Source organism: Williamsia sp. MIQD14 (genome assembly GCF_051025635.1).
GTDB lineage: Bacteria > Actinomycetota > Actinomycetes > Mycobacteriales > Mycobacteriaceae > Williamsia_A.
Window position 1 is genome coordinate 281,613 of sequence record NZ_JBPFDG010000002.1, and the last position, 24,445, is coordinate 306,057.

Genomic DNA, 24,445 nt, shown 5'->3' on the forward strand with positions numbered 1-24,445 from the left:
GTGAGTTCCGGTTCGACTTTACTTCCTCTTGACCTTTGTCGCAGAAACCCGCGTGGTCGACACCCGCGCCCGAGCCCCGCGGGCGACGGGCGGTCGGGCCGGCGACCTGGTGATCCCCCCGCGGCGGGGTGTCTCGTCCCCGCGCTCCTGCGGCGGGCGTGGCGGCGCAGGGAGGCCGGGCTCGGCGAGACCGAACCGGTCGTGCAGCCGACGCAGTGGGGCCGGCGCCCACCAGTTGGCCCGCCCGGCGAGCTTCATGATGGCCGGGAGCAGCAGCATGCGGACGAGCGTCGCGTCGACCAGCACGGCGATCATCAGCCCGAGTCCGAACATGCGCATGAACGACACCTGCGAGGCGACGATGCCGGCGAAGACGATCGCCATCAAGACCGCAGCGGCGGTGACGACCCGGCCGGTGCGGGCGAGTCCGTAGGCGACGGCGGTCTCACTGTCGACGCGGGTGGCACGACCCGTGCGTAGCCACTCCTCGCGGATGCGCGACAGCAGGAACACCTCGTAGTCCATCGACAGCCCGAAGGCGATGCAGAACATCACCACCGGCATCGTCGCGGCGAGCGTCCCGGTGACCGTCGTCCCCAGGCCGCCGAGGTGGCCGTCCTGGAAGATCCACACCATCGCCCCGAAGGTCGCGCTCAGCGAGAGCACGTTGAGCACCAACGCCTTGAGGGGCAACAGGATCGAGCCGGTCAGCATGAACAGCAGCAGCACGGTCGTGATCGCGATGACCCCGAGAACCAACGGGAGGCGGTCGACGATCGCGGCGACGTTGTCGACGTTCTGCTGCGCGAGACCGGTGAACAGTACGGGGGTGTCGGCGGGGCGGGGCACCGCGCGCAGCGCGTCGAGTTGTCGCGTGCCCGCCGAGGAGAAGGGGTCGAGCGCGGTGGAGACGGTGACGAACTGTCCGGTCGAGCCGCTCGCCCCCGGGTCGCCGCTGCCGTCTTTGCGGCCGTCGATGTAGGACGCCGCAGCCGTGGTCACCGATTCGACGTCGGCGACCTGCGACAGTTGCGCGGCGTAGGTCTCGATCGATGCGTTCGCCGCGGCGTCGGTGCCCACACGCGGCAACACGGCGGTGACCGTCGACGACGCGTTGGTCTGGAAGTCGGTGCGCAGTTGTTGGCCCACCTGATAGGTCGACGCCGACGACGGCAGCACGCGTTCGTCCGGGAAGCCGAGCTTGATGCCGAGGAACGGGGCCCCGAGGAGGAGCAGCAGTGCGGTGATCACCAGTCCGGTCGCGACGGCGTGGCCGAACACGAAGTGCGTCGTGCGGTAGAAGATCGACGTCTCGGGCGTACCCGGTGTCGGCGGGGGTCGACGGAGGAGTCGTCGCAGGGGGCGGCGGACATCGCCGGCGTCGACACGGTCACCGAGGACGGTGAGGATCGCCGGGGTGAGGACGAGGGCGGCGATCGCCGCGAGCGGGATCACGCCGAGCCCGGCGTAGGCGAACGAGCGCAGGAAGTACATGGGGAAGATCGCCATCGCCGACAGCGCCAGGGCGACGGTCACCGCCGAGAAGATCACCGTGCGACCGGCGGTCATCATGGTGCGGAGCAGAGCCTGTGGGCGGTCGAACCCGTTCCCGATCTCCTCGCGATATCGGGTGATGATCAGCAGGGTGTAGTCGATCGCCAGGGCGAGGCCCAGTGCGGTGGCCATGTTGAGCGCGAACACCGAGACGTCGGTGAACGCGGTCAGCACCCGCAGGATCGCGGCCGTGCCGATGATCGACACGATGCCGATGGCGATCGGGATGGCCGCGGCGACGAGCCCGCCGAACACGAAGACGAGCAGCGCGAAGCTGATGGGGATGGCGATCGCCTCGGCGATGGCCAGATCCCGGGAGGTCTGATCGTTGACCTGGCGGTAGGCCAGGGCCTCGCCACCCACGGTCACGGTGATGCCCGAGGTGTCGCGGAAGCGGTCGGCGATCTCCTGGGCGTGGCGGGCGCCGTCGCGTTCGCCACCCAGCACCGAGAACACGATCAGCCCGGTGCGGCCGTCGGTGCTGCGCAGCGATGCGCCGAAGTCCGGGTTCTGCCACAGCGACACGATCGGTTGCTGCACGAAGGGATCGGTGGACAGCGACTTGGTGATGTCACCGGCGAGGTTGGTGGCCGTGGCGTCGGAGCCGATGTCGCCGTCGGCAGGCATCCTCAGGGCGATGACCACCTGCAGTCCGCCGCGACCGAACGCCGACTCGAGCGTCTGATCGGCCCGGGCCGATTCCGACGACGGATCGCTGTAGCCGCCCGCCGAGAGGTGCGACGCGACGCCGATGCCCAGCACGCCGCACACGGCGACGAAGACGACGGCGATCGCGAGGACGACTCGGGGCGCGGCGGTCACCCGACGGGTCGAACGGGCGAGCACGCTGATGGCCTCCGGCTACGAGATCGTCTCTGTGTTGGCGATTCGTCAACGTAGCAGCCGAGGCTGAGAGCCCCGCCGGGCACGAGTCAGCGTCGCCCGAGGCCGTCGCGGGTGAGGTGATAGCCCCGTTCGAAGGCGAGCATGCGGTCGCGTTCGACGTCGTAGTAGAAGCGCCGGAGCAGGGCGTCGCGCAGTTCGGGGGCCACGGTGCGACTGATCCGGAACAGGCGTGGCATCACCGGGGCGGGCATGCCGGCGATCAGACGGTCCAGCGCGGCGCCGTACATCGGCGCCATCCGCAGGTAATCGGGCCGGAACTCCTTGTAGTGGCGGGTGTCCCGGTAGTGGGCGTCGTACACCTCGGCCAGGGCGCGGTGCATGTCCTCGTTCATGTGGGCCTGCGCGGCCCGCACCACACCGACCGCCATCCGATGGAACCGACGACCGTCACCGATCTCGTCGCACGCACCCCATGCCGCCCGCCAGTGCGGCGGCACCGGGCCATCGGTGCGGTAGCTGTGCAGCACCGACACGTGCCGGCGGTGTATCGCCGACAGCAGCCGCAGAGCCCATTCGGGTTCGGCGAACGCCTCGGTGTCGATCAGGCGCAGCAACTCCTCGGTCGTCAGCTCGACCATCCGGGCGAACCAGTACTTGGGGTCACCCTCGGCGGCGAGCTCCGCCGCGAGATACCTCTGGTGCTCGAGTTGTCGGCCCGCCTCCGGACGCAACAGCATCGCCGTCGAGCGGCGCGGCCGTCGTGGCGACGAGGGCCGACTGCGGTCGGAGGGCGCCGGCAGCAACTTCGACTGGGCCGAGAGCCCCGCGAGCGACCGTTCCAGTCCGCGTCGCACACCCGGCTCGACGAGCGCGCCGATCTTCGACACGAAGTCGACGTCCACGGTGTACCGGACCGCGCATCCATCGTCCTTGGGGTCGATGTCGATGCGGCAGTGGTAGTTCCGCAGCAGCGCGGGGCTCTTGTAGACCACGTAGTCGAATCGGTGCGGCTCGTCGGCGACGGTGACCACCTCGTGCACGGTGTTCCACACCGGGGTGCCGAGGTTGACCTCGCGCATGGCACCGGGCCGGTCCATCCGATCGTCACCGCCGAGATCCTCGACGGTGGTGAGCACGGGCGACCACGTGTTCTTCTGCTTGGGGTCCGTCAGCAGCTCCCACGCCTGCTCCGCAGAGCAGTCGAGGTCGGTGGCCATGTCGATGCGCGTCATCAGATGTCAGCGTTCCAACTGTTCGTATGTACGAGGGGTGGAGAGAATGGTGTCGCTCTCGACGGACGAAGTCAAGATGTGTCGGAACCCCGCGGCCGACCGCTCACGAACTCGTCAACCCTGACACAACGGCCCCCGACCCGTCGACCGTTTCGCATCGTTCGGTGTAGGTCACAAGCAACTGTCCGACCTGTCGCGATTCCGGCAGAGAGCCGATGAGATGCTGTGTGTCAGACGACAGGTGGTTACCCACAGCAACGGCCCCCATAGCCCAATTGGCAGAGGCAGCGGACTTAAAATCCGCCCAGTGTCGGTTCGAGTCCGACTGGGGGCACCGCGAGCGAGCATCGGCGGTCATCGGCTCGACGCACCTGCGATGATCGCGCGATGCAGATGAAGCTGGAACTCGTGATCGTGCCGGTGTCCGATGTCGACCGGGCCAAGGCCTTCTACGTCGACACCCTGGGGTGTTCACTCGACGTCGACGTGGCCCCGATGGACGGTGTGCGGGTGGTGCAGGTGACCCCGCCGGGGTCGGCCTGTTCCCTCGGCTTCGGATCCGGACTCGGGGCGTACGACGAGATGGCGCCCGGCTCGGTCAAGGCGTTGCATCTGGTGGTCGCCGACATCGATTCCGCCCGGGCCGAACTCGCCGACCGCGGCGTCGAGATCGGTGAGGTCTCCGACGTCGGCGGAGGTGTGCGCTACGCCGGCTTCGCCGACCCCGACGGGAACTCACTCACCCTGCAGGAGATGGCCTGGCGGACCGGCGACGCCTACTGATCATCTCGACAACGGACGTTGCGCTATACCGATCGGTGTATTAGCGTCGTCGCCATGACATCCAGCACCGTGTCGCTCTCGAGCCCTCTGACCCTGCCCTGCGGGCAGGTGTTGCCGAACCGGATCATGAAGTCGGCGCTCAGCGAGGGCCTCGGTACCGAGGAGCACTCCCCCGACGACCGACTCGAGCGCCTCTACGCGCGCTGGGGTGCGGGCGGCTACGGACTGCTCGTCACCGGCAACGTGATGGTCGATCGACGCTTCCTCGGCGAGCCCGGCAACGTCGTGATCGAGGACGATCGCGACGCCGATGCACTGACCCGCTGGGCCAAGACCGCCAAGGACGGTGGCTCACCGATCTGGATGCAGCTCAATCACCCCGGGCGACAGGGCAACCCGATCACCACCGACGGCCGCACCGTCGCCCCGTCCGCGGTGGGCGTCACCATCCCCGGCATCCCGGCACCGCGGGAGCTCACCGACACCGAGATCCGCGACATCATCACCCGTTTCGCGACCGCGGCCGTGGTGGCCGAGGAGTGCGGCTTCGACGGCGTCCAGATCCACGCCGCGCACGGATATCTCGTATCGCAGTTCCTCTCCCCGCTGTCGAACCTGCGTACCGACGCATGGGGTGGCGACATCGACCACCGAGCTCGTTTCCTGATCGAGGTGGTCCGTGCGGTCCGCGCGGCCGTGGCTCCCGGATTCGCCGTGGGCGTGAAGCTCAACTCCGCGGACTTCCAGCGTGGCGGGTTCACCGAGGACGAGTCGCGCGCGGTGGTCGAGATGCTGTCGCGGGAGTCGATCGACCTGATCGAGATCAGCGGCGGCAGTTACGAGTCACCGGCGATGATGGGCAAGCCCACCACCGCGTCGGCGAGCACCCGGGCCCGCGAGGCGTACTTCCTGGACTACGCGGCCACGGTGCGCTCGGCGGCCCCCACCACGCCGATCGCCGTCACCGGCGGGTTCCGCAGCGAGACAGCGATGTCCGAGGCTGTGACGACCGGTGACTGCGACCTCGTGGGCCTCGGTCGACCGACCGCCGTGGTCCCCGGTGCCGCCGCCGACGTGATCTCGGGACGCACGCCGGTGCTCGATTCGGCCGACCTCGCCCTCCGACTGCCGGCACGACTGCGCACCTCGCCCAGCGTGAAATCGATCGAAGGCGCACTCGATCTGCAGTGGCACACCGATCAGTTGCATGCGATGGGCGCCGATCAGGATCCCGATCCGCGACGGCCACTGCGCAAGACGGCGGTGACGACCATCAAACGCAACGGTGTCGACGCCTTCCGCAGCAAGCGTGCCGTGTCGGTGGCAACCGACCAGAAGGCGGCGCTGCGCAAGTTCCGTCGCGAACGACTCGTCGGCCGCTACGTCGCCAACCCGACCGTCCTGGCGTTGCGCAAGCTCGGCGTCCGAACGCATCTCGCGACCGAACTCGAGACCACCGGTCGTACCACCGGACTGACGCGCAGGGTGCCGGTCGCCGCAGCGTTCGACGACGGCGGCGCCTGGATCATCAGTCAGCACGGTGAACGCTCGGGATGGGGACGCAACATCGCCGCCGACCCGGAGGTGCGCATCATGCAGGGGTCCACATGGCGGACCGGTCGGGCCCACTTCCGTCACGACGACGACGTGGCCGCGCGCATGCGTACGTTTTCGAGCAACGCGATCTTGGCGTCGCTCAACGCCGCCGGATTCCGTGCGCTACAGAGCGATCCGATCTCGGTGCGGATCGACTTCACCGACTGACGCGCACCGACGACCGGTCAGCGGTCCTGCGAGGGCTCCGAATGCGAGTACTCGCGGAGGTATTTCGTGCGGCGGACGCGGGCGATGTGCTCCTGCAGGGTGCGGTCACCGCGAGCGCGCGCGCCGGCGCGCAGCGCATAGATGGCGACGCCGTACAGCACCACCCAGAGGGCCAGCGCGATCGGCGCCAGCACCGAGTGCTGCGTCGCTATGCCTGCGATCCCGAGTGCGAGGCCGGCGGATCCCAGCATGAACGCCAGCCACACCACCGCTCCCCATCGTGCCGCCTTCGTCAGGCGCGCTCGACGCGCCTGGGCGTCGTCATCGGATCCAGAACCAGCGGTTCTCGTTGCTCGGGAAGCCATGGTTCCTCCTCGGGTGTCGAAGTGCGTGACCGGCGAACCGCATGATCCGCCAGTACTGAACATAGCGTCCAACTTCTCACCCGAGGACCCTATTCCGCGCGACGGCGGCCAGGCGACGGCACCGCTCACTCGAATCCGTGGATCACCGCAGCCATGTCGTCGCCACCGTGGCCGGCGTCCGACGCCGCCGCAAAGCGCTGCCCGATTGCCCGCATGACCTCGGAGTTCATCTCGTTGCCGTCCATCGCGTCGGCGATGAGTCCGGCGTCCTTCTGCGCCCCGTCGAGACCGAACGACGCCTCGAGCTCGCCCGTGATCATCGCCTCACCTTTGAGTTGTGCGTAACCACAGTCGAGGGGGCCGCCCTTGATGGATCCGAGGAACTGACGGGGGTCGAGATCCAGGTGCTGGGCGAGGCCGACCGCCTGTGCGGTCGCCGTGGTCACCGACAACACCCACGAGTTCGCGACCAGCTTGAGCCGGTGGCCGTCGCCGGGCTCGGTACCCACCCACACGGTCTTGGCCCCGATCGCGTCGAACACGGGTTTCACCGTGTCGCGGATGTCTTCCGGTCCGCCGGCGAGCACGGTCAGCGCACCGTTCTCGGCGGGCTTGCGGGTCCCGAGCACAGGCGCGTCGACGAAGGTCACCCCGTGCTCGTCGGCCAGCGCGGAGAGACGTCGCGTGCCGTCGAGTCCCACGGTCGACGTCTGTACCCAGGGGACGCCCTCGCCGAACTCCGGCAGGACCTGCTCGGCGATCTCGGCCACCGAGTCGGCGTCGAAGAGCATCGTGACCACGATGTCGGCGTCGCGCACGGCCGAAGCGGGGTCGTCGGCGACACGTGCCCCGACATCGGCCAGCGGTGCCGCCTTCTCCGAGCTGCGGTTCCACACGACGACGTCGAGTCCGTGCCGGAGCATGCTGCGGGCCATCCCCGCCCCCATCAAGCCTGTACCGAGCAGTGCAACCGTGGTCATGCGCGTCCCTCCGTCGTGTATCGCTTCGTGTGAACCGTCGAGTGCTGGTGGAGCCGTGACAACTGCACGTGTCGAACCACGACACCTGTCACTGGTCCGTCGTACCTGCAGAAGCAACGGTGGTGAGCATGAGAAACTTCCTTCGATCGCCGTTCCACAGCCCCGCCGTGGGTCTGTACTTCCTCGCACCGTTGATCGCCGAGTTCTTTCGCGGTGACTTCCCCATCGTCATGCTCCCACCTGCTGATCCCCCTGAGCCTCTGGTACGGCGGGGGCGCTCTGCTGATCCGCGAGGTCGTCCGACGGCGCGGGCTGGGCTGGCGGTCCGTCCTGCTGCTGGGCTTGGCCTTCGCGATCGTCGAGGAGGGGCTGCTCACGATGGCGCTGTTCAACCCCGACTACGCCGATCAGCGACTTCCCGACAGCGGATTCGTCCCGGCACTCGGCATCGGGATCCCGTGGACGATCGTCGTTCTCGCACTCCGCGTCGGGTGGAGTGTCGCGACACCGATCGCGCTCATGGAGACCGCGCAACCGGGTCGCTGCACCGCGCCCTGGTGGAGCCGTCGAGGCATGCGTGCCGTCATCGCGATGTCGCCGCGGGATGACGTCCCCGTCGGTCGAGTCGGCGGGCCTTCAGTTCACGGTGTGATCCGACGCCGGGCCGTCCGTGGCGACGTCGGCAGGCTTCTCATCGACCGGCAGCGGCCGCGCCATGGCCCACACGGCGAAGATCGCGGCGACGGCGACCATGATGAGACCGACCCACAGGTTCGCCCGGGTGCCGGCCTCGAGGTCGACGGTGTTGGCGTCGCCGGGTTGGTGCGACTGCACCCCGAGGACGTCGGGAATGATGCCGGCGACGACCAGCACGATGCCGTAGATGCCGATCAGCAGGGCGATGATCATGCGGATGTCGAACAGCCGGGCGAGGATTCGCATCTTCCGGCTGGTGCTCGGATGGGGTTGCGTGGTGATCATGGAGCGCTTCTCCTTCGTGAGTGTCGAGACGCCGGTCGAGGTCAGTGGAAGGCGATGTTGAGGGCGACGACCATCACCAGTGCGATACCCGCCAACGGGACCGGTCGCTTGAACCACGGGTCGCCGGCATCGGCCGGGTCGGTGAAGTGGGACGCGGGGGTCTCCGAGTACACCAACCCGACGAGTTCCTTCACCGGCTTCGCGGCGGTCATCGAGCTCACCACGACGCTCACCACGATGTCGACCACGAACGCCGCTGATGCGGCCACGAACGGCATGCCCTGGCCGGGCAGGTCGATGACACCGGTCTCCGACAGCACGAAGACGAACACCGCCGAGAGCGTTCCGGCCACCAGACCCATCCATCCCGCGGTCGGGGTCATCCTCTTCCAGAACATGCCCAGCAGGAACGTCGCGAACAGCGGGGCGTTGAAGAACCCGAACAGCGTCTGCAGGTAATCCATCAGGTTGGAGTAGCCCGATGCGATGAGCGCGGTGAAGATGGCGAGCACCGTCGCACCTACGGTCGCCAGACGGCCCACGGTGATGTAGTAGCCGTCGGGCTTGTTCTTGACGATGTACTGCTGCCAGATGTCGTAGCTGAACACGGTGTTGAAGGCCGAGATGTTCGCTGCCATGCCGGCCATGAACGAGGCGAGCAGACCGGCGACGGCCACACCCAACAGACCGTTGGGCAGGATGTCGCGGATCATCAGCAGCATCGCGTCGTTGTAGGTCACATCGGCTGCGTTGGGGCCGCTCTTGAGCGAGATCATGTCCCCGATGACCGCGGCACAGATCATGCCGGGGATCACCACCACGAAGGGGATGAACATCTTCGGGATGGCGCCGATGATCGGTGCGCGACGCGACGCCGACATCGAGTTCGACGCCATCGCCCGCTGCACCTCGACGAAGTTGGTGGTCCAGTAGCCGAACGAGAGCACGAAGCCCAGGCCGAAGACGATGCCGATGACCGACCACACGGGACTGTCGAAGCCACTCAACGCATTACCGGGCCACGACGACATCTGCTCGCCGATGCTGGCGGTCACCTTGCCGTCGGTGGTGGTGTCGACGATCTTCTCCTTGAGTCCGTTCCACCCGCCGACCTTGATGAGACCGAACACGGTGAGCGGGACCAGCGCGGCGAGGATGACGAAGAACTGCAGCACCTCGTTGTAGATCGCCGCCGAGAGGCCGCCGAGCGCGGTGTAGGTCAACACGATCGCGGCCGCGACGATCAGCGACACCCACTGGCTCCAGCCGAGGATGACGTTGACGATGGTCGCGAGCAGGTAGAGGTTGACACCCGCGATGAGGACCTGGGCGACGGCGAAGCTGATCGCGTTGACCAGGTGCGCGCCGGTGCCAAAGCGCCGCCGCATGAACTCCGGGACGCTGCGCACCTTCGAGCCGTAGTAGAAGGGCATCATCACGACGCCGAGGAACAGCATCGCGGGAATCGCGCCGATCCAGTAGTAGTGCATGGTCGCCAGACCGATCTGGGCGCCGTTGGCCGACATGCCCATGATCTCCACCGCGCCGAGATTGGCGGAGACGAAAGCGATCCCGGTGACCCACGCGGGCAACCGCCGCCCCGAGAGGAAGAAGTCCAGACTCGAGGAGATCTGGCTGCGCGCCATGTACCCGATCCCGAGGACGAACACGAAATACAGCGCGATCAGCACGTAATCCACTGCGCCGGCGTTGAGCCGGAGCACGGAATCCGAGGCGACGTTCATTCGACAGCTCCTTCGATGCACGAACACCGGCTACGTGAGCCAGGTCACTTCGCCCAACAACCTCACACATTTACAAACAAATAGCAACACGGTAGATGTTTGATACTGTTCGGGTCTCACGCCGACCGAGGGAGACCGGATGCTCGCAGCGCAGCGACGTCGACGGATCCTCGACGTGCTCGAACGCGAGGGCACCGTGCGGGTGAGTGTCCTCGCCGACGAACTCGGCGTGTCGGAGATGACCGTGCGACGCGACCTCGACGCCCTCGAGAGCGGCGCCGCGCTGCACAAGGTGCACGGGGGCGCGGTCGCCCGCACCAACCGCGGCGACGAGCCATGGTCGGAAACCAAAGCGGCACAACAGCGCAGCGAGAAGGAAGCGATCGCTGCCGCGACGATGGACGTGATCGACGACGGCATGACGCTCGCGATCAGCGCCGGCACCACGACACTCGAGGTGGCACGTCGACTGCACGAACGCTCATCGATCACCGTGGTCACCAACTCGATCTCGGTGTTCCAGGAACTGACCGACCCCCACACCCGTCCGGGACACGGGCCCGAGGTCTACCTCACGGGCGGGTCCCGCACCCCGTCGAACGCCCTGGTCGGCCCGATCGCCGACGCTGCACTGGCCGCGTTCCGGGTGGATCTCAGCATCCTGGGCGTGCACGGACTCGACCGCGACGCCGGCCTCACGACACCCAACATGGCCGAGGCACAGACGAATCGGCGTCTCGTCGACATCGGTCACCGCCTCGTGGTGGTCGCCGACCACACCAAGTACCAGGAGGTGGGCGCCCACGTGATCGCCACACTCGACCGCGTCGACACCCTCGTCGTCGACGACGGGTTGCCCGCGGCCGCACGCGGCGATCTCGCCGACGTCATCGATGACGTCCGCGTGGCCGACGCGCGGGAGGACTCATGAGCGACATCGCGATCCGATCGGCCGACGTCGTCACCCACCTCGCCGACGGGCGCGAGGTGGTGTTCTTCAGCCTCCCGGGACACGACCCCCGGCCCGTCCCCGATCTGCGGCCACTCCCTGCGCGCCACGAGCTGGCGTCGGAGATCCGCTACGACCGGGCCACCGGCCACTGGGTCGCGATCGCCGCCCTGCGCCAGGACCGCACCTACAAGCCGCCCGCCGACCAGTGCCCGCTGTGTCCCTCACCGACCGGGACCGACAGCGAGGTCCCGGCCCACGACTACGACGTCGCGGTCTTCGAGAACCGATTCCCCAGTCTGTCCGGTGCGGATCTGTCCGGCGCGCAGCCCGATTCGACCTTCGCGCTGCCCGCCGAGACGACCGCGTCGACCGTGGCCGCGGTGGGACACGGACGGTGCGAGGTGATCTGCTTTTCCAGCGACCACCAGGCATCGTTCGCATCGCTCGACCACGCGCACGCACGACTCGTGGTCGATGCCTGGCGGAGCCGGACCGCGGCCCTGTCCGCGGCCCCGGGTGTGGCCGAGGTGTTCTGCTTCGAGAACCGTGGTGAGGACATCGGCGTCACGCTGACCCACCCGCACGGTCAGATCTACGCCTACCCGTACCTGACGCCGCGCACTCGATCGATGCTCGACCAGGCCGCACACCATCGAACCACGCACGGCCGCAACCTGTTCGAGGACATCCTCGCCTCCGAGATCTCCGACGGGGCCCGCATCGTCTCGCGGTCGGAGCACATGACCGCCTTCGTGCCGTTCGCCGCCCGCTGGCCGGTGGAGGTGCACATCTACCCACACCGCCGCGTTCGCGACCTCACCGAACTCGACGACGCCGAACTCGACGCCCTCACCGACACCTACCTGCAGATCCTCCGCACCTTCGACGCCCTCTACCCGACTCCCCTGCCCTACATCGCCGCGGTGCACCAGTACTCGTCGGATCCGGCGCAGGCCGAGGGCTACCTGCACATCGAGTTGATGTCGGTGCGGCGCTCGGCCACGAAGTTAAAGTTCCTCGCCGGGTCGGAATCGGCGATGGACGCGTTCATCACCGACGTGACCCCCGAATCGGTGGCGCACCGCCTGCGCGACGTGATCGGCGAGGCCGACGCATGACCGTCGTCGCGTCGGCGCCCGGACGGGTGAACCTGCTCGGCGAACACACCGACTACAACCAGGGTTTCGCGCTCCCCATCGCTCTGACCGCGCGCACCGAGATCCACTACGTGGCCGAGACCACCGGCGACCTCGTCGTCGAGGCCGACGGATACGGGCAGTTGACGATTCCCGTCCGGGCGGCGCCGGGCGAGGTCGACGGGTGGGCGGCCTACGTCGCGGGCGTCGCGTGGTCGCTGGGGGTCGAGGGGCGACCGGTGGCCGGCGGACGCCTGCACATCACCAGCGACGTCCCCGTGGGTGCGGGACTCAGTTCGTCGGCGGCGCTGCAGTGTTCACTCATCGGAGCGTTCACCGCGGCCACCGGGGTGCCCGATCGACTCACCTGGGCGCGCATCGCCCAGCGCGCGGAGAACGACTTCGTCGGCGCACCGACCGGGTTGCTCGATCAACTGGCGTCATTGCACGGACAGGTGGACCGTGCGTTGCTGATCGACTTCGACTCGTTGAGCGTGGATCCGGTCCCCTTCGACCCGACGACCGCGGGCGTGACCCTCGTCGTCATCGATTCCCACATCACCCACGGCCATGCCGGCGGCGAGTACGCGGCACGTCGTCGGTCGTGCGAGCGGGCCGCCGCTGATCTCGGACTGCCGAACCTGCGTGCGGTGGCCCCGGGACACCCCGACGACGTGCTGGCCGCGGTGCGCGACGAGGTCGACCGACGGCGGGCACGTCACGTGCTCTCCGAGAACACCCGCGTCCTGCAGGCGTGCGCCGCACTGCTCGACGGCGACCTCGCCACGGTCGGCGCGGTGATGGACGCCTCCCACGCCTCCATGCGCGACGACTTCGAGATCACCACGCCCGGAATCGATCTGATCGCGGCGACCGCCCGGTCGGCAGGTGCCCTCGGCGCCCGTATGACCGGTGGTGGTTTCGGGGGCTGCGTGATCGCTCTCGTGGACACGGCGCGCGTCGACACCGTGGTCGCGTCGGTGGTGGCCGCCGCGCGGGAGGCAGGCGGACCTGACCCGACCGCGTTCACCGCGCGCGCCGGGCGGGGAGCCTCGGTCGATCAGCTGAGCTGATCGACGGTCGATTCGCGCGAATTCACGCCCGCCCCACCGGCGGTCGGGGACACTGACCGGGTGACACGACAACGATGGGCGCTGCGCGCGCTCGGTGCCGCCGCCGTCCTGACGACTCTCTCCGCGGTCGCGGCCTGCGGCAGCGATTCGCCCGCATCCACCTCGTCGAGCGACGGCCCGCCCGCGGTCAGCGTGAGCGGCGTCGGCGAGGTGGAGGGTGCCCCCGACACGCTGACCGCGCAGATCGGGGTCGAGACGCAGGCCGGCGACGTCACCGCCGCGATCGAGGCGTCGAACGCGGCGATCACCACCGTGACGAATGCCGTGGTGTCGGCAGGGGTCGCGCGGTCCGATGTCCAGACCCAGCAGGTGTCGATCACCCCGCAGTACTCCGGCGCCCTCCCCGGCGGGACGAACACCATCTCGGGTTATCAGGCCACCAACACCCTGCGCGTCACGGTCCGCGACCTGTCGAAGGCGTCGACGGTCCTCGGCGACGCGGTTTCGGCGGGTGGCGACGCCGCGCGCCTGTCGGGGGTGTCGTTCCGGGTCGACGACAACTCGAAGCTGTTGTCCGACGCCAGGTCCCGCGCGTTCGCCGATGCGAGGAAGCGCGCCGAGGAGTACGCGAAGCTGTCCGGCAGCGACCTGGGGAAGGTCCTGTCGATCAGCGAGAACGTCAGCGGTCAGGAGCAGCCGCCGAGCTCCGACGCCGCCCGCAGCGCCCAGAGCCTCGCCGTGCCCATCGAGCCCGGCCAGCAGACGGTCAGCGTCTCGGTGAGCGTGAGATGGGCGCTGAACTGACCACGGGTCCGGTCAGAGCCGGTCGAGGATCAGATCGGTCTTGAGGATGTCGCCGTGGTAGAGCCATCCTTTGCCGTCGGCGATCGAGATGGCCTGCGACCGTAGGCTCGACGCCTGCGACCGCGTGTCGACGGTGAACGAGAACTCGATCACCGTCTGCGTTCCCGACCCCGACGCCGCGGGCACGGTCAGTACCTCGATGGCGGGTTCGGTGCCCTGCCACGATCCGCTGTAGACCTTCGTCGTCACCGGACCGTGGGCCGAGGACTCCGAGAGCCGGTCGGTTCCCCAGTTCTTCGCGCTCCAGTCGTCGAGCTTGCCCGGGATGTTCGACACGAGAAGCGATCGCGCGGTGGACTCGGCCGGCAACGTCGTACCGGAGTACTTCGATGCACTCGACGACTTGTCGTTGCTGAAGCTGAGTTCCTGCTGGGCGTATCCCCAGTCGACCTGCGCGTCGTAGTTCGTGTCGGAGGAATCGAAGCCGGCCGAGTTCGCCGTCGTCAGCGCGGCGTCCACGTCGCCGCCGGTGACATCGAAGCGCTTCTTGTAGTTCAATTCCAGATCCTTGCCGCTCTTGTGGCGCAGCCGCACACTCCATCCCTGGCCCTTCAAGGCGCGTGACGCGGTGTCGAAGTACTCGTACGACCGCGTCGAGGCGGTCGCCGACAGGCCGAACGCAGACCGCACCGCCGACGTCGGTACACCCGAACCGTCGATCGCGGAGGCGAGGAAGTCGAGCTTCACCTCATAGTCGGGAACGGCATTCGCATCCGCATGAGCGGTCGCGGTGGCTGTCCCGAGCGAGACGGCCAAAGACGCGGAGACGAGCAGTACGCGCAGTCGGTGACGGATCATGGCCGAGACCATAAGCCACCCTCATGAACGACAGGCACTCGCGCGACGACCCGGTGTTCACCGTCCGTCCACCTCGTAACCGACAACTCGGTCACCGTGCGCCGCCCCCCTCGGAAGGGGCCGCGAAGTCTCTACGATGACGGGATGCGACGCCTCGTGATTGCCGTGGCGATCATCGTCGTCGCGCTCCTCGTCGGTGGTTCGGTCACATCGACCTCGACCGATCTCGCCCCCAACCGACGTATCGCGGCGGTGTTCGTCGGCGACACGGACCGACACACCTGCACCGCGGAGTCGATCCACTCCACCACCGGTGATCTCATGCTCACCGCCGCCCACTGCGTCTCGGCGATCACCGCACCGCTGCACGTGGTCCCGGGGTACGCCGCGGGCCGAGAACCGTTCGGGGCCTGGTCGGTCACCGCCGTCTACCTCGACCCGGCGTGGATCTCCGGCCAGGACGACAACCACGATTTCGCGATACTGCGTGTCGCCCCGCCACCCGGGAAGCACCGCCGCTCACTCGAGGCCACCACCGGCCGTGGCTATTCCCTCGCACCGTTTCGTGCGGGGGTCGGGGTGCGGGTCATCGGGTACGGCGCAGGCAGCGGCGATTCACCGGTCGGGTGTCGAGGATCGACCCGCATCGCACGCGGTGCCCCGACCATCACCTGCCGCGGCCTCGTGGACGGGACCAGCGGTTCGCCCTGGCTGGTGAAGCGATCCGTCATCGGGATCGTCGGCGGTTTCCACCAGGGCGGGTGCGTCAGCTTCATCTCGCACTCGCCGATACTCACCGACGGCCTGCCCGCCCTCATCGCCCGTGCGGAACGCAAGGGGCCGGGCGACACCCCGCCCTCGACCGTGCCGAACGACTGCTGACGCGCACCGATCGGAACTCAGTAGAGGTAGACGACCGCGTCGTCGCCGCCGGTGCAGGTAACCGTGGGTCCCTCTGCGGCGCACATCATCTCGATGGTCTCCCCGGTCTCGGGACTGGTCGCGGCGACGGCGCGCGGCAGCTGCCCGGGCCGGCCGCTGCGGGCGTAGGCGATTCGCACCTCCTCGGCGAAACCGCAGCTGGTCGCCGCGCTCCCCACCGAGGACGCCCGGTACAGACCGGTGCGGGGGTGGCGGATGGGACAGGGCGTCGATCCCTGTGGCGCCCCCGCCGCCGTGGCGACCGGTGCGCGCGACGGCGAGGAGCTCGACCGCGGGGATCTCGATGGCGACGAAGCCGACGGCGATGACGACGTCGCCGGTGACGTCGTCTGCGAGGACCCGTCCGACACCGCGGTGGTGGTGACCGAGGTGGCGGGTGCGCCGGTGGGGAACGTCCCCGACGTGCTCGAACGTCCGAGCACGACGTACCCGATGACCGCCGCGAGACCGATCACGAAGGCGACGGCGAGAATCGCGACCAGGACGAGCGCACCGCGAGACGGGTTGGGACGCCTGGGCGGCTCGGGCACGTCGTCGGTCATGATTGCTGATCCTAAGGGGATCAGCCTGCCGGCCGCGGCGCGTCAGTTCCCTTCGGTGCGCCAGGAACGCATGCCGAGGATGACCATGATGAGCTTGCGCCGCGTGCGCTCGAACAGTTCGCGATCGCCGGTCGGATCACGCCGGTTCGCGTCGAGCAGTTCCCCGACCGCCTGGAGAATGACGGTGACGATCAGATCGGCCGCGAGTTCGAGATCCTCGGCACCCCAGCGGGCCATCTCGGGAATGCGGGAGAGATCGATCGCGAGTTCCTTGACGAACAGTCGGAGTTCGGTGTCGATCGCGCGTCGGATCTCGGCGACCCCGCCGTGCTGTTCGCGGACGAGGAAGCGGAACTGGGCCTCGTTCTCGCGAACCTGTCCGACGACGATCGCGAGCGAGCTCTGGGCCGTGGGCACGGCGTCGCGGGCGGCGAGGTCACGTCGACCGTCGCGCAACATGGTCCGCAGCACGCGCATCGAGTCCTCGACCAGCGTCACACCGAGGTCCTCCATGGAGGCGAAGTGGCGATAGAAGGCGGTGGGCACGATGCCCGCGGCCTTTGCGACCTCGCGCAGGCTCAGACTCGCGAAGCTGCGATCGACGACGAGGGCGAGGGTCTCGTCGAGCAAGGCCGATCGCGTTCTGCTCTTTCGTGCCGAGCGGCTCTCGGTGGCGTCGACCGCAGCCGGGCGACCCGACGACCGTGACGCACCGGACGTCCGCGAGCTCCGCGACGTCCGCGTCGAGAGGTCATCTACGGGGCGCGGCACCTGACAAGTCTAGGCAGAAGCACCCCGTCCTGACGTCGGACGTGGCCCACGACAGTGAAGTGCGTCACAGGCGCCGACCGTGTGTGACAGCCCCGACCAACCCCCGCCCTTGACCGCCGCCCACCTCGAGGTGGCACACTATCGGTGTACAAGTGTTCACCGAAAGTGCTCGGCCCGCCGCTGTACCCCACACTCTTCCACCCTTTTGGAGGCACCGATGTTCGAACGCTTCCCCGCACTGTTCGGCTCCGTGATCGAGGCCGCACTCGCACCCCACCCCGTCGACCGATATCTCGAGCTGGTCGACCCGATGATCACGTGGAGCGATCTCCGCGCGAAGGTCGTCGAGGTCCGCCGACCCACGCCGCGTGCCGTCACCCTCGTGCTGGCGCCCACGCGCCAGTGGACCGGCTTCCGCGCAGGTCAGTACATCCAGCTGAGCACCGTCATCAACGGCGTGCGCCACACCCGCTGCTTCTCGCCGGCCAACGCCGAGAGCGGACGCGAGGGCCGGGTGGAGCTCACGATCACCGCCCACGACGACGGCTTCGTGTCCAAGCACCTGCGCGATCACGCGAAGGTGGGGGACGTCGTCGGCCTCACCCCCGCCACCGGCGACTTCGTGCTCCCCGAGCAGCGGCCCCGCAACGCGGTGTTCATCAGTGGCGGAAGTGGGGTCACACCTGTTCTCTCGATGTTGCGCACACTCGTCGCCGAGCGTCACTCCGGCCGGATGACGTTCATCCACTACGCCGCCACGCCCGAGGACGTCGCGTACGCCGACGAGTTGATCGATCTCGACCGCCTGCACGACACCGTGACCGTGCACACCATCCACACCCGCGAGTCCGTCGACGGCGCCCGCCACAGCGGTCACGTCAGCGACGAGCACCTGACGGATCTGATACCCGACCTCGCCGACGCCGAGGTGTTCGTCTGTGGCCCCGCGGGACTCATGGACGCGGTGCGCGAGTTCTTCGACGCCCGCGGCCTGGGCGATCGGGTACACAGCGAGGCGTTCACCGCGCCGGGATCCTTCGCGCCCGATCCCGACGAGCCGGTGAGCGGCACCCTGCGCTTCGCCTCGTCGAGGACCGAGGCCGACAACGACGGTCGCACCATTCTCGAACAGGCCGAAGCCGCCGGGTTGACCCCAGAGTTCGGTTGCCGCATGGGGATCTGCTTCTCGTGCACCGCACCGAAGAAGTCGGGATGCACGCGCAACGTGCTCACCGGCGAGACCGACACCGAGTCCGACAAGCACATCCAACTCTGTATCTCCGCGCCGGTCGGCGACGTCGAGATCGACATCTGAGAGAGGACACCATCATGACGATCATGCAACTGCCCACCACCGTCGAGAACGAGCGCACCGACACCGACGCGACCGATCCGAATCAGCTCGTCCTGAGCTACGAGGAGGTCGAGGAACTCGGCCGCGACCTCGACGAGCTGCGTGCGCGCATCGTCGCCGATCTCGGCGAGCGCGACCGCGAGTACATCTACAAGATCATCAAGGCGCAGCGCGGGTTCGAGGTCGCCGGTCGCGGACTGGCCTACCTCGGGTGGTTCCCGCCGGCCTGGATCGCCGGTGTCGCGGCGCTGAGCGTGTCGAAGATCCTCGACAACATGGAGATCGGCCACAACGTCATGCACGGCCAGTACGACTGGATGCGTGAGCCGTCGCTGAACTCCCGCGAGTTCGAGTGGGACACCGTGTGCCCGTCGGACCAGTGGCGGCACAGCCACAACTACATGCACCACACCTTCACCAACATCGTCGGTGAGGACCGCGACATCGGCTACGGCATCCTGCGCATGGACCGTGACCAGAAGTGGAACCCGTACTACCTCGGCAACCTCGCCTACGCGACCGCGCTGATGGTCGGCTTCGAGTGGGGCGTCATGCTCCACGACCTCGAGGTCGAGAACATCGTGGCCGGCAAGCGCAAATGGACCGACATCAAGGGTCTCGTCAAGGGCATGTGGCGCAAGGCCGGCAAGCAGGTCCTCAAGGACTACGTGGTCTACCCGGCGCTCACCGGCCCGCTGTTCCCCCTCACCCTGGCGGGCAACGTGAGCGCGAACCTCATCCGCAACCTGTGGACGTTCTCGATCATCTTCTGCGGGCACTTCCCGTCGGGCGTGCAGACGTTCACCCCCGAGGAATGCGAGAACGAGACGAAGGGCCAGTGGTATCTGCGACAGATGCTCGGGTCGGCCAACATCACCGGTAGCCCGCTCTTCCACATCATGAGCGGCAACCTCTCGCACCAGATCGAGCACCACCTGTTCCCCGACATCCCCGCCAACCGCTACCCGGAGATGGCGCCCGAGGTCCAGGCGATCTGCGAGAAGTACGGATTGCCGTACAACACAGGCTCTTTCAGCCACCAGATCGGTTCGACCTGGAAGAAGATCGCAAAGCTGTCGCTGCCCAATTCGATGGTCTCCGACGACGTCGAGTTCAGTGTTAAGGTCGATCGACAGAAGCAGGACGTGGCCTGAAGGGCGCACGACCCCGGGACGACGTGAGGAGGCGGTGACATGGTCGGGCGGTTCGAACGCAACAAGGATCTGCTGCAGACCGCCGTCGAGTCCACCGCCACCCACGTCGGCCGCATAGCCACCATCATCACCGGCGCCGTCGTCGAGATCACCCGAGAGATCGGGGATCTCGTCGCCGACGGTGTCGAGATGCGCGAGGCGGCCAAGAAGGCCGAGATCGACGAGGGCGACCTGCCCGAGATCGACTCACCCGTCGACCCCGAGGACCACCCCGGCCGCGAGTTCTGGGCCAAGAGGGAAAAGAACTGATCGGGCAATTGTCCGACCCGCTCGCTACTCTCTGCGGGTGCACACACACCTGATCGGGCTCGGGCGATGACCCGGCTGCGCGGCCTCGCCATCGCGGTGCTCACCTTCGCGATGTTCATGGACCTGATGGACGTCACCATCGTCAACGTCGCACTCCCGGCGATCCGCGACGACCTCGACGCCAGCCCGTCCCAACTCGAGTGGCTCATCGGCGGATACGTGTTGGCGTTCGCCGGGGTCCTCATCACCGCAGGCCGTCTCGGCGACCGCTACGGCCGACAGCGGATCTTCCTGGTCGGCATCGTCGGCTTCACGCTCGCATCACTCACCGCGTCGCTGGCGCAGAACGGTGAGACCCTCGTCGGGTCGCGCGTCGGGCAGGGTCTGTTCGCGGGGCTGATGGTCCCGCAGGTGCTGGCCAGCGTCCAGGCGCTGTACAAACCGCGCGAGCGGGCGCCGATCTTCGCGATCATCGGTGTCATCACCGCGCTGGCCGCGGTCATCGGACCGGTCCTGGGTGGCTGGCTCGTCACCAGCAACCCGTTCGGTGGCGGCTGGCGGGCCATCTTCTTCATCAACGTGCCCGTCGGCGTCGTCATCGCCGTCGCCGCGATCGCCTTCGTCCCGAACACCAAGGCGGAGCGTCCATCTCCGCTCGACCCGTTGGGTGTGGTCCTCGCGGTGGGCGGCATCCTGCTGCTGGTCTACCCGTTGGTCGAGGGACGTCAGCTCGGGTGGCCCGTCTGGTCGTTCGTGTTGATGGCGCTGTCACCGGTGGTGCTGGCGCTGTTCGTCCTCAACGAACGCCGACACGACGCCGACGGCGCCATGATGCCCCTACGTCTGTTCACCAACCGTGGTTTCACCGGCGGCATCGCGATCCAGTTCCTGTTCCAGGGATCCATCACGTCGTTCTTCCTCATCCTCGCCCTCTACGTGCAGACCGGTCTCGGGTTCTCCGCCATCGCCTCCGGCGCACTCACACTGCCGTTCAGTCTCGGGGCCATGCTGGCCGCCGGAGTCGCGGCCGCACTCGTCTCCCGGCTCGGTCGGATCCTCCCCGCGGTGGGCGGGGTGCTGATCACGATCGGCACCGCCTGGACCATCGAAGTGCTGCGCAGCGAGGGCACCTCCTATTCTGCGTGGGACTCGGTGATCCCGATGGCCATCGCCGGGATCGGGCTCACCGTGATGCTGGTGCCGCTGCTCGACATCGCGCTCGCGACCGTCGACACCCGGGACTCCGGTGCCGCGTCGGGCGTCCTCGGCACGTTCCAGCAGGTGGGTGGCGCGCTCGGTGTCGCGGTGACCGGCGTGATCTTCTTCGATGCCGCGGGCCGCTACAGCCAGCCCGAGCTGCTCCACGCCCTGAGCCTCGCCGCGTTCGTCCCCATCATCGGGTACGCCCTGGCCGCTGCATCCGCGGCGCTGCTCCCCCGTCTCGACGTCGTGAAGGAACACCTGGCGTCGCTCGACACCGAGGACGCCGAACCGGCGATCGCCTGAACCGCTCGATGTATTCCGCCGAGCGGACATCGGCCCAGGCCGGTGCCAACGATTGCCCCGCCTGACGCGCCGCATTACTGTCGGCCCGGTGTCGAACCAGACTGCCCCCACCGCGCCCGCCGCACGACGGCGTCCGGCTGCACTGACGTTCCCGAATCCCGTCAACGAGTACGCCGCGCGATCCACCGCGGCACTGGTGGTCGTGCTCGCCGTCGTCACGATCGTCGTCGATCACCCGGTCCTCTACGTCGTGCTCGCCGCCGGATTCCTGCTCCGCGTGATCTCCGGGCCGACACTGTCGCCGTTCGGGCAGCTCTCGGTGCGCGTGATCGTGCCCCGCCTGGGCCTCACGAAGATGGTTCCCGGTCCGCCGAAGCGGTTCGCCCAGGCCATCGGCCTCACCATCACCGGCGTGGCCCTCGTGCTCAGTCTGCTCGGCTTCGGCCTGGCCGCCCAGATCACCGTCGGGCTCGTCGTGATCGCCGCAATTCTCGAGTCGGCGGCCGGGATCTGTTTGGGCTGCATCATCTTCGGATTCCTGCAGCGTCGGGGCGTCATCCCCGAGAGCGTGTGCGAGGCGTGCAACAACTTCACCCTGCGCTCGCCGGCCTGACCCGCCGACGACGATCACCCACGGCGATCGTCAGGAGATCGACAGCGCGATCCCGTCGAGGATGTCGTGCTCACTCACCACGAGTTCGGTGATCCCCGCCCGCTCGGCGAACACGCGGGCCAGTTCCAGCGTGACCAGTGAGCCCCCGCCGATGACGTCGACACGGCCCGGGTGCATCGGTCCCAGCGCGGCGCGATCGGCACGGGTCATCGACACCAGTCGCTCACACACCTCGGTGAGATCGGCCAACGGGATCCGCGAACGGTGGATACGTCCGGCGTCATAGGTCGGCAGGTCGAGAGCGAGGGCCGCGAGGGTGGTCATCGTGCCGGCCACGCCGACCCAGGTGCGGGCCTGCTCCACCGGCACCACCGCGAAGGCGCGCGCGAGTTCGGCGGCCGCGACGTCGCGGGCCCGGGCGACCTCGTCCGCGGTCGGCGGGTCGGAGTGCAGAACGCGTTCGGTGAGCCGCACGCACCCGATGTTCGTCGAGAACGCCGCCGACACCCCTGAATCGGCCTCACCGAGCACGACCTCGGTCGATCCGCCACCGAGGTCGGTCACCACGAAGGGCCCGTGCGCCGGATCGAACTCGCCGACGGCGCCGGCGAACGACAGCCGCGCCTCCTCGTCGCCGGTGATCACCTCGGCCACGGCACCCTCGGACACCCGTCCGAGCAGCTCACGGGTCATGGCGAAGAACTCATCCCGGTTGCCCGCATCGCGGGTCGCCGAGGTGGCGACCATCCGCACTGCCGTGACGCCGTTCGCCTCCATCACCGTCGTGTAGTCGGCCAACGCCGCCCGGGTACGGGCCAGGGCCTGCGCCGTGAACTCACCGGTCGCGTCGACGCCCTCCCCGAGTCGCACCACCCGCATCTCGCGATGGACGTCGACCAGACCCCCATCGCCTGTGTCGTCGCCGCCGACGCGCGCGATGAGGAGCCGGATCGAGTTGGTCCCGCAGTCGACGGCGGCGACGGTGCTCACGACGAACCCTCCACGTCCAGGTCGGGGAAGTCGGCGGCACGGGGCCAGTCCGACGGCAGCGCCGTTCCGCGCAGCGAGGATTCGGCCGCGAGCGCTACGGCCTCGTCGCCGAGCGGGTTCACCCCCGGCCCCTTCGCGAGCGAATGCGCGATGAGCACGTGCAGGCACTTCACCCGGTCAGGCATGCCGCCACCGGTGAAATCGGTTCCCAGCGACTCGATCTCGTCACGCTCGGCGAGATAGGACAGATGGGCGTCGCGGTAACGGGCCGCGAGGTCGGTGTCGGTGAGCAGTCGCTGCGACATCGACTTCATGACCCCCGCCGACTCGAGGCGGCTGGCCTCGGCGGTCAGGCGCGGATCGGTCAGGTAGTACAGCGTGGGGAAGGGCGTCCCGTCGGGCAGCCGCGGCGCGGTCTTCACCACCGCGGGCACGCCGTCGGGCGTGCGGTAACTGATCTCCAACACCCCGCGCGGCTCGCGACCGAGCTGCTCGGCGACGGAGGCCAGATCCTCCTGTGAGGGCTGCCGGTGGGCCTGATCGGTCACTCCCGGACTGTCCTCACCGGTCGACCGGCGTGGACACCGAGTCCAGGAGGTTGGTGTACCAGGGGTTGCCCGCCCGACGTTCGGCCCGCTTCTCCTCGTCGGATTTCGCGGGCGGTGTCGGGAACTGCATGACGACGGCCTTGTCGCCGGGCATGACGAACTGCAGACGATCGCGGGCCTGCGCCTGGATGTACGCGGGATCGTTCTGCTCGTCGACCTTCGACTGCAGCTCCGAGACCTCCGTGCGCAGCGAGGCGTTCGCTCCGGCGAGCTGATCGGATTCCGACTGCTGTGAGAAGTAGGTCCGCAGCGGTACCGCGAGGGTCAACGCGACCACGCTCACCACCATCGCGAGCAGCACCGCCCGCTTGGGGCTCATGCCCCGGACGAGACGGCGACGTGGTCGGTCGTCGGCAACGGTCGCCGGGCCGACGTCCCGCCCTGCCGGCGTCACGGTCGACTCGTCGATGTCGTCGTCGATCGAGGCCGCGGTGTCGAGTGGATCCGGCGTCACCGGGTTCTCGGCGCGGCGCGATTCGGCGCGCGACCGATCCGCGCGCACGCCACTCGCGCGACGGCCGTCGGCACGACGGGTCGGGGTCGGGCGCGCCGAACCGCGCCCCCGCCCTCGTCGATCGTTGCG

Annotated in this window: 24 protein-coding genes and 1 tRNA gene; 13 read left to right on the forward strand and 12 right to left on the reverse strand. The window is 68.3% G+C overall.

What is annotated here, in order from left to right; translation table 11 throughout:
* Positions 1-18 precede the first annotated feature (18 nt).
* Together ACQ7HM_RS08830 and ACQ7HM_RS08835 are read right to left on the reverse strand one after the other, a co-directional pair.
* Positions 19-2,400, reverse strand: coding sequence for an MMPL family transporter (locus ACQ7HM_RS08830; protein WP_434215892.1), 2,382 nt, complete (start codon positions 2,398-2,400; stop codon positions 19-21).
* An 86-nt stretch (positions 2,401-2,486) separates the two neighbouring features.
* Positions 2,487-3,632, reverse strand: a complete 1,146-nt coding sequence (locus ACQ7HM_RS08835; RefSeq protein WP_434215893.1) for a DUF5995 family protein — start codon at positions 3,630-3,632, stop codon at positions 2,487-2,489.
* A gap of 260 nt (positions 3,633-3,892) precedes the next feature.
* On the opposite strand from ACQ7HM_RS08835, the gene ACQ7HM_RS08840 reads away from it, so the two are divergent.
* From ACQ7HM_RS08840 to ACQ7HM_RS08850, 3 genes are all read left to right on the forward strand, one after another.
* Positions 3,893-3,966: transfer RNA gene (locus ACQ7HM_RS08840), tRNA-Leu, on the forward strand.
* 53 nt (positions 3,967-4,019) lie between these two features.
* Positions 4,020-4,415: a VOC family protein gene (locus ACQ7HM_RS08845; RefSeq protein WP_434215894.1), complete on the forward strand. Its 396-nt coding sequence runs from the start codon at positions 4,020-4,022 to the stop codon at positions 4,413-4,415.
* 54 nt (positions 4,416-4,469) lie between these two features.
* Complete coding sequence (locus ACQ7HM_RS08850) at positions 4,470-6,179, forward strand: nitroreductase/quinone reductase family protein (protein WP_434215895.1); 1,710 nt, start codon at positions 4,470-4,472, stop codon at positions 6,177-6,179.
* Positions 6,180-6,196: 17 nt separating this feature from the next.
* Here the strand turns inward: ACQ7HM_RS08850 and ACQ7HM_RS08855 are convergent, their stop codons facing one another.
* From ACQ7HM_RS08855 to ACQ7HM_RS08870, 4 genes are all read right to left on the reverse strand, one after another.
* The gene (locus tag ACQ7HM_RS08855; protein ID WP_434215896.1) at positions 6,197-6,544 is read right to left on the reverse strand and encodes a hypothetical protein; all 348 of its coding nucleotides are present in this window, start codon (positions 6,542-6,544) and stop codon (positions 6,197-6,199) included.
* Between the two features lie 125 nt (positions 6,545-6,669).
* The gene (locus tag ACQ7HM_RS08860; protein WP_434215897.1) at positions 6,670-7,524 is read right to left on the reverse strand and encodes an NAD(P)-dependent oxidoreductase; all 855 of its coding nucleotides are present in this window, start codon (positions 7,522-7,524) and stop codon (positions 6,670-6,672) included.
* A 636-nt stretch (positions 7,525-8,160) separates the two neighbouring features.
* Positions 8,161-8,505, reverse strand: coding sequence for a hypothetical protein (locus ACQ7HM_RS08865; RefSeq protein WP_434215898.1), 345 nt, complete (start codon positions 8,503-8,505; stop codon positions 8,161-8,163).
* Positions 8,506-8,546: 41 nt separating this feature from the next.
* A complete protein-coding gene (locus ACQ7HM_RS08870; protein WP_434215899.1) occupies positions 8,547-10,250 on the reverse strand; it encodes a sodium:solute symporter family protein in 1,704 nt (567 codons plus the stop codon).
* A 139-nt stretch (positions 10,251-10,389) separates the two neighbouring features.
* Here ACQ7HM_RS08870 and ACQ7HM_RS08875 point away from each other — a divergent pair, with 139 nt between their 5' ends.
* Genes ACQ7HM_RS08875 through ACQ7HM_RS08890 form a run of 4 tightly spaced genes read left to right on the forward strand, consistent with a single transcriptional unit; the run spans position 10,390 to position 14,215 of the window.
* Complete coding sequence (locus ACQ7HM_RS08875; protein WP_434215900.1) at positions 10,390-11,181, forward strand: DeoR/GlpR family DNA-binding transcription regulator; 792 nt, start codon at positions 10,390-10,392, stop codon at positions 11,179-11,181.
* Positions 11,178-12,320, forward strand: a complete 1,143-nt coding sequence (galT, locus tag ACQ7HM_RS08880) for a galactose-1-phosphate uridylyltransferase (RefSeq protein WP_434215901.1) — start codon at positions 11,178-11,180, stop codon at positions 12,318-12,320. The genes ACQ7HM_RS08875 and galT overlap by 4 nt, the downstream gene beginning before the upstream one ends.
* Positions 12,317-13,411, forward strand: coding sequence for a galactokinase (gene galK, locus ACQ7HM_RS08885; RefSeq protein ID WP_434215902.1), 1,095 nt, complete (start codon positions 12,317-12,319; stop codon positions 13,409-13,411). Before galT ends, galK begins: the two co-directional genes overlap by 4 nt.
* Before the next feature lie 60 nt (positions 13,412-13,471).
* A complete protein-coding gene (locus ACQ7HM_RS08890) occupies positions 13,472-14,215 on the forward strand; it encodes an SIMPL domain-containing protein (protein ID WP_434215903.1) in 744 nt (247 codons plus the stop codon).
* 12 nt (positions 14,216-14,227) lie between these two features.
* Here ACQ7HM_RS08890 and ACQ7HM_RS08895 read toward each other — a convergent pair whose 3' ends face one another.
* Positions 14,228-15,073 (reverse strand): hypothetical protein, encoded by an 846-nt coding sequence (locus tag ACQ7HM_RS08895; protein WP_434215904.1) that lies wholly within the window; start codon positions 15,071-15,073, stop codon positions 14,228-14,230.
* 144 nt (positions 15,074-15,217) lie between these two features.
* On the opposite strand from ACQ7HM_RS08895, the gene ACQ7HM_RS08900 reads away from it, so the two are divergent.
* Positions 15,218-15,955, forward strand: coding sequence for a trypsin-like serine peptidase (locus tag ACQ7HM_RS08900; RefSeq protein WP_434215905.1), 738 nt, complete (start codon positions 15,218-15,220; stop codon positions 15,953-15,955).
* A gap of 17 nt (positions 15,956-15,972) precedes the next feature.
* Here the strand turns inward: ACQ7HM_RS08900 and ACQ7HM_RS08905 are convergent, their stop codons facing one another.
* The gene (locus ACQ7HM_RS08905; RefSeq protein ID WP_434215906.1) at positions 15,973-16,557 is read right to left on the reverse strand and encodes a serine/threonine protein kinase; all 585 of its coding nucleotides are present in this window, start codon (positions 16,555-16,557) and stop codon (positions 15,973-15,975) included.
* Between the two features lie 42 nt (positions 16,558-16,599).
* Positions 16,600-17,328 (reverse strand): TetR family transcriptional regulator, encoded by a 729-nt coding sequence (locus ACQ7HM_RS08910; RefSeq protein WP_434215907.1) that lies wholly within the window; start codon positions 17,326-17,328, stop codon positions 16,600-16,602.
* A 217-nt stretch (positions 17,329-17,545) separates the two neighbouring features.
* On the opposite strand from ACQ7HM_RS08910, the gene ACQ7HM_RS08915 reads away from it, so the two are divergent.
* From ACQ7HM_RS08915 to ACQ7HM_RS08935, 5 genes are all read left to right on the forward strand, one after another.
* On the forward strand, positions 17,546-18,643 hold the full coding sequence (locus ACQ7HM_RS08915) for a ferredoxin reductase (protein WP_434215908.1): 1,098 nt from the start codon (positions 17,546-17,548) through the stop codon (positions 18,641-18,643).
* A gap of 14 nt (positions 18,644-18,657) precedes the next feature.
* Positions 18,658-19,836, forward strand: a complete 1,179-nt coding sequence (locus ACQ7HM_RS08920) for a fatty acid desaturase family protein (protein WP_434215909.1) — start codon at positions 18,658-18,660, stop codon at positions 19,834-19,836.
* Between the two features lie 39 nt (positions 19,837-19,875).
* Complete coding sequence (locus tag ACQ7HM_RS08925) at positions 19,876-20,145, forward strand: hypothetical protein (protein WP_434215910.1); 270 nt, start codon at positions 19,876-19,878, stop codon at positions 20,143-20,145.
* A 66-nt stretch (positions 20,146-20,211) separates the two neighbouring features.
* Positions 20,212-21,651: a DHA2 family efflux MFS transporter permease subunit gene (locus ACQ7HM_RS08930; protein WP_434215911.1), complete on the forward strand. Its 1,440-nt coding sequence runs from the start codon at positions 20,212-20,214 to the stop codon at positions 21,649-21,651.
* Positions 21,652-21,739: 88 nt separating this feature from the next.
* Positions 21,740-22,264 (forward strand): DUF4395 domain-containing protein, encoded by a 525-nt coding sequence (locus ACQ7HM_RS08935; RefSeq protein ID WP_434215912.1) that lies wholly within the window; start codon positions 21,740-21,742, stop codon positions 22,262-22,264.
* Positions 22,265-22,294: 30 nt separating this feature from the next.
* Here the strand turns inward: ACQ7HM_RS08935 and ACQ7HM_RS08940 are convergent, their stop codons facing one another.
* From ACQ7HM_RS08940 to ACQ7HM_RS08950, 3 genes are read right to left on the reverse strand one after another with little or no spacing between them, the layout of a single operon-like run.
* A complete protein-coding gene (locus ACQ7HM_RS08940; protein WP_434215913.1) occupies positions 22,295-23,254 on the reverse strand; it encodes a Ppx/GppA phosphatase family protein in 960 nt (319 codons plus the stop codon).
* Positions 23,251-23,802, reverse strand: a complete 552-nt coding sequence (locus ACQ7HM_RS08945) for a DUF501 domain-containing protein (protein WP_434215914.1) — start codon at positions 23,800-23,802, stop codon at positions 23,251-23,253. The genes ACQ7HM_RS08940 and ACQ7HM_RS08945 overlap by 4 nt, the downstream gene beginning before the upstream one ends.
* A gap of 13 nt (positions 23,803-23,815) precedes the next feature.
* The gene (locus ACQ7HM_RS08950; protein WP_434215915.1) at positions 23,816-24,316 is read right to left on the reverse strand and encodes an FtsB family cell division protein; all 501 of its coding nucleotides are present in this window, start codon (positions 24,314-24,316) and stop codon (positions 23,816-23,818) included.
* Positions 24,317-24,445: the final 129 nt, after the last annotated feature.

Bases quoted from the DNA above. Each gene is read 5' to 3' on its own strand.
- ACQ7HM_RS08835 (WP_434215893.1), bottom strand. From the start codon at position 3,632: ATGACGCGCATCGACATGGCCACCGACCTCGACTGCTCTGCGGAGCAG.
- ACQ7HM_RS08845 (WP_434215894.1), top strand. From the start codon at position 4,020: ATGCAGATGAAGCTGGAACTCGTGATCGTGCCGGTGTCCGATGTCGAC.
- ACQ7HM_RS08850 (WP_434215895.1), top strand. From the start codon at position 4,470: ATGACATCCAGCACCGTGTCGCTCTCGAGCCCTCTGACCCTGCCCTGC.
- ACQ7HM_RS08855 (WP_434215896.1), bottom strand. From the start codon at position 6,544: ATGGCTTCCCGAGCAACGAGAACCGCTGGTTCTGGATCCGATGACGAC.
- ACQ7HM_RS08860 (WP_434215897.1), bottom strand. From the start codon at position 7,524: ATGACCACGGTTGCACTGCTCGGTACAGGCTTGATGGGGGCGGGGATG.
- ACQ7HM_RS08865 (WP_434215898.1), bottom strand. From the start codon at position 8,505: ATGATCACCACGCAACCCCATCCGAGCACCAGCCGGAAGATGCGAATC.
- ACQ7HM_RS08870 (WP_434215899.1), bottom strand. From the start codon at position 10,250: ATGAACGTCGCCTCGGATTCCGTGCTCCGGCTCAACGCCGGCGCAGTG.
- ACQ7HM_RS08875 (WP_434215900.1), top strand. From the start codon at position 10,390: ATGCTCGCAGCGCAGCGACGTCGACGGATCCTCGACGTGCTCGAACGC.
- galT (WP_434215901.1), top strand. From the start codon at position 11,178: ATGAGCGACATCGCGATCCGATCGGCCGACGTCGTCACCCACCTCGCC.
- galK (WP_434215902.1), top strand. From the start codon at position 12,317: ATGACCGTCGTCGCGTCGGCGCCCGGACGGGTGAACCTGCTCGGCGAA.
- ACQ7HM_RS08895 (WP_434215904.1), bottom strand. From the start codon at position 15,073: ATGATCCGTCACCGACTGCGCGTACTGCTCGTCTCCGCGTCTTTGGCC.
- ACQ7HM_RS08900 (WP_434215905.1), top strand. From the start codon at position 15,218: ATGCGACGCCTCGTGATTGCCGTGGCGATCATCGTCGTCGCGCTCCTC.
- ACQ7HM_RS08905 (WP_434215906.1), bottom strand. From the start codon at position 16,557: ATGACCGACGACGTGCCCGAGCCGCCCAGGCGTCCCAACCCGTCTCGC.
- ACQ7HM_RS08915 (WP_434215908.1), top strand. From the start codon at position 17,546: ATGTTCGAACGCTTCCCCGCACTGTTCGGCTCCGTGATCGAGGCCGCA.
- ACQ7HM_RS08920 (WP_434215909.1), top strand. From the start codon at position 18,658: ATGACGATCATGCAACTGCCCACCACCGTCGAGAACGAGCGCACCGAC.
- ACQ7HM_RS08925 (WP_434215910.1), top strand. From the start codon at position 19,876: ATGGTCGGGCGGTTCGAACGCAACAAGGATCTGCTGCAGACCGCCGTC.
- ACQ7HM_RS08930 (WP_434215911.1), top strand. From the start codon at position 20,212: ATGACCCGGCTGCGCGGCCTCGCCATCGCGGTGCTCACCTTCGCGATG.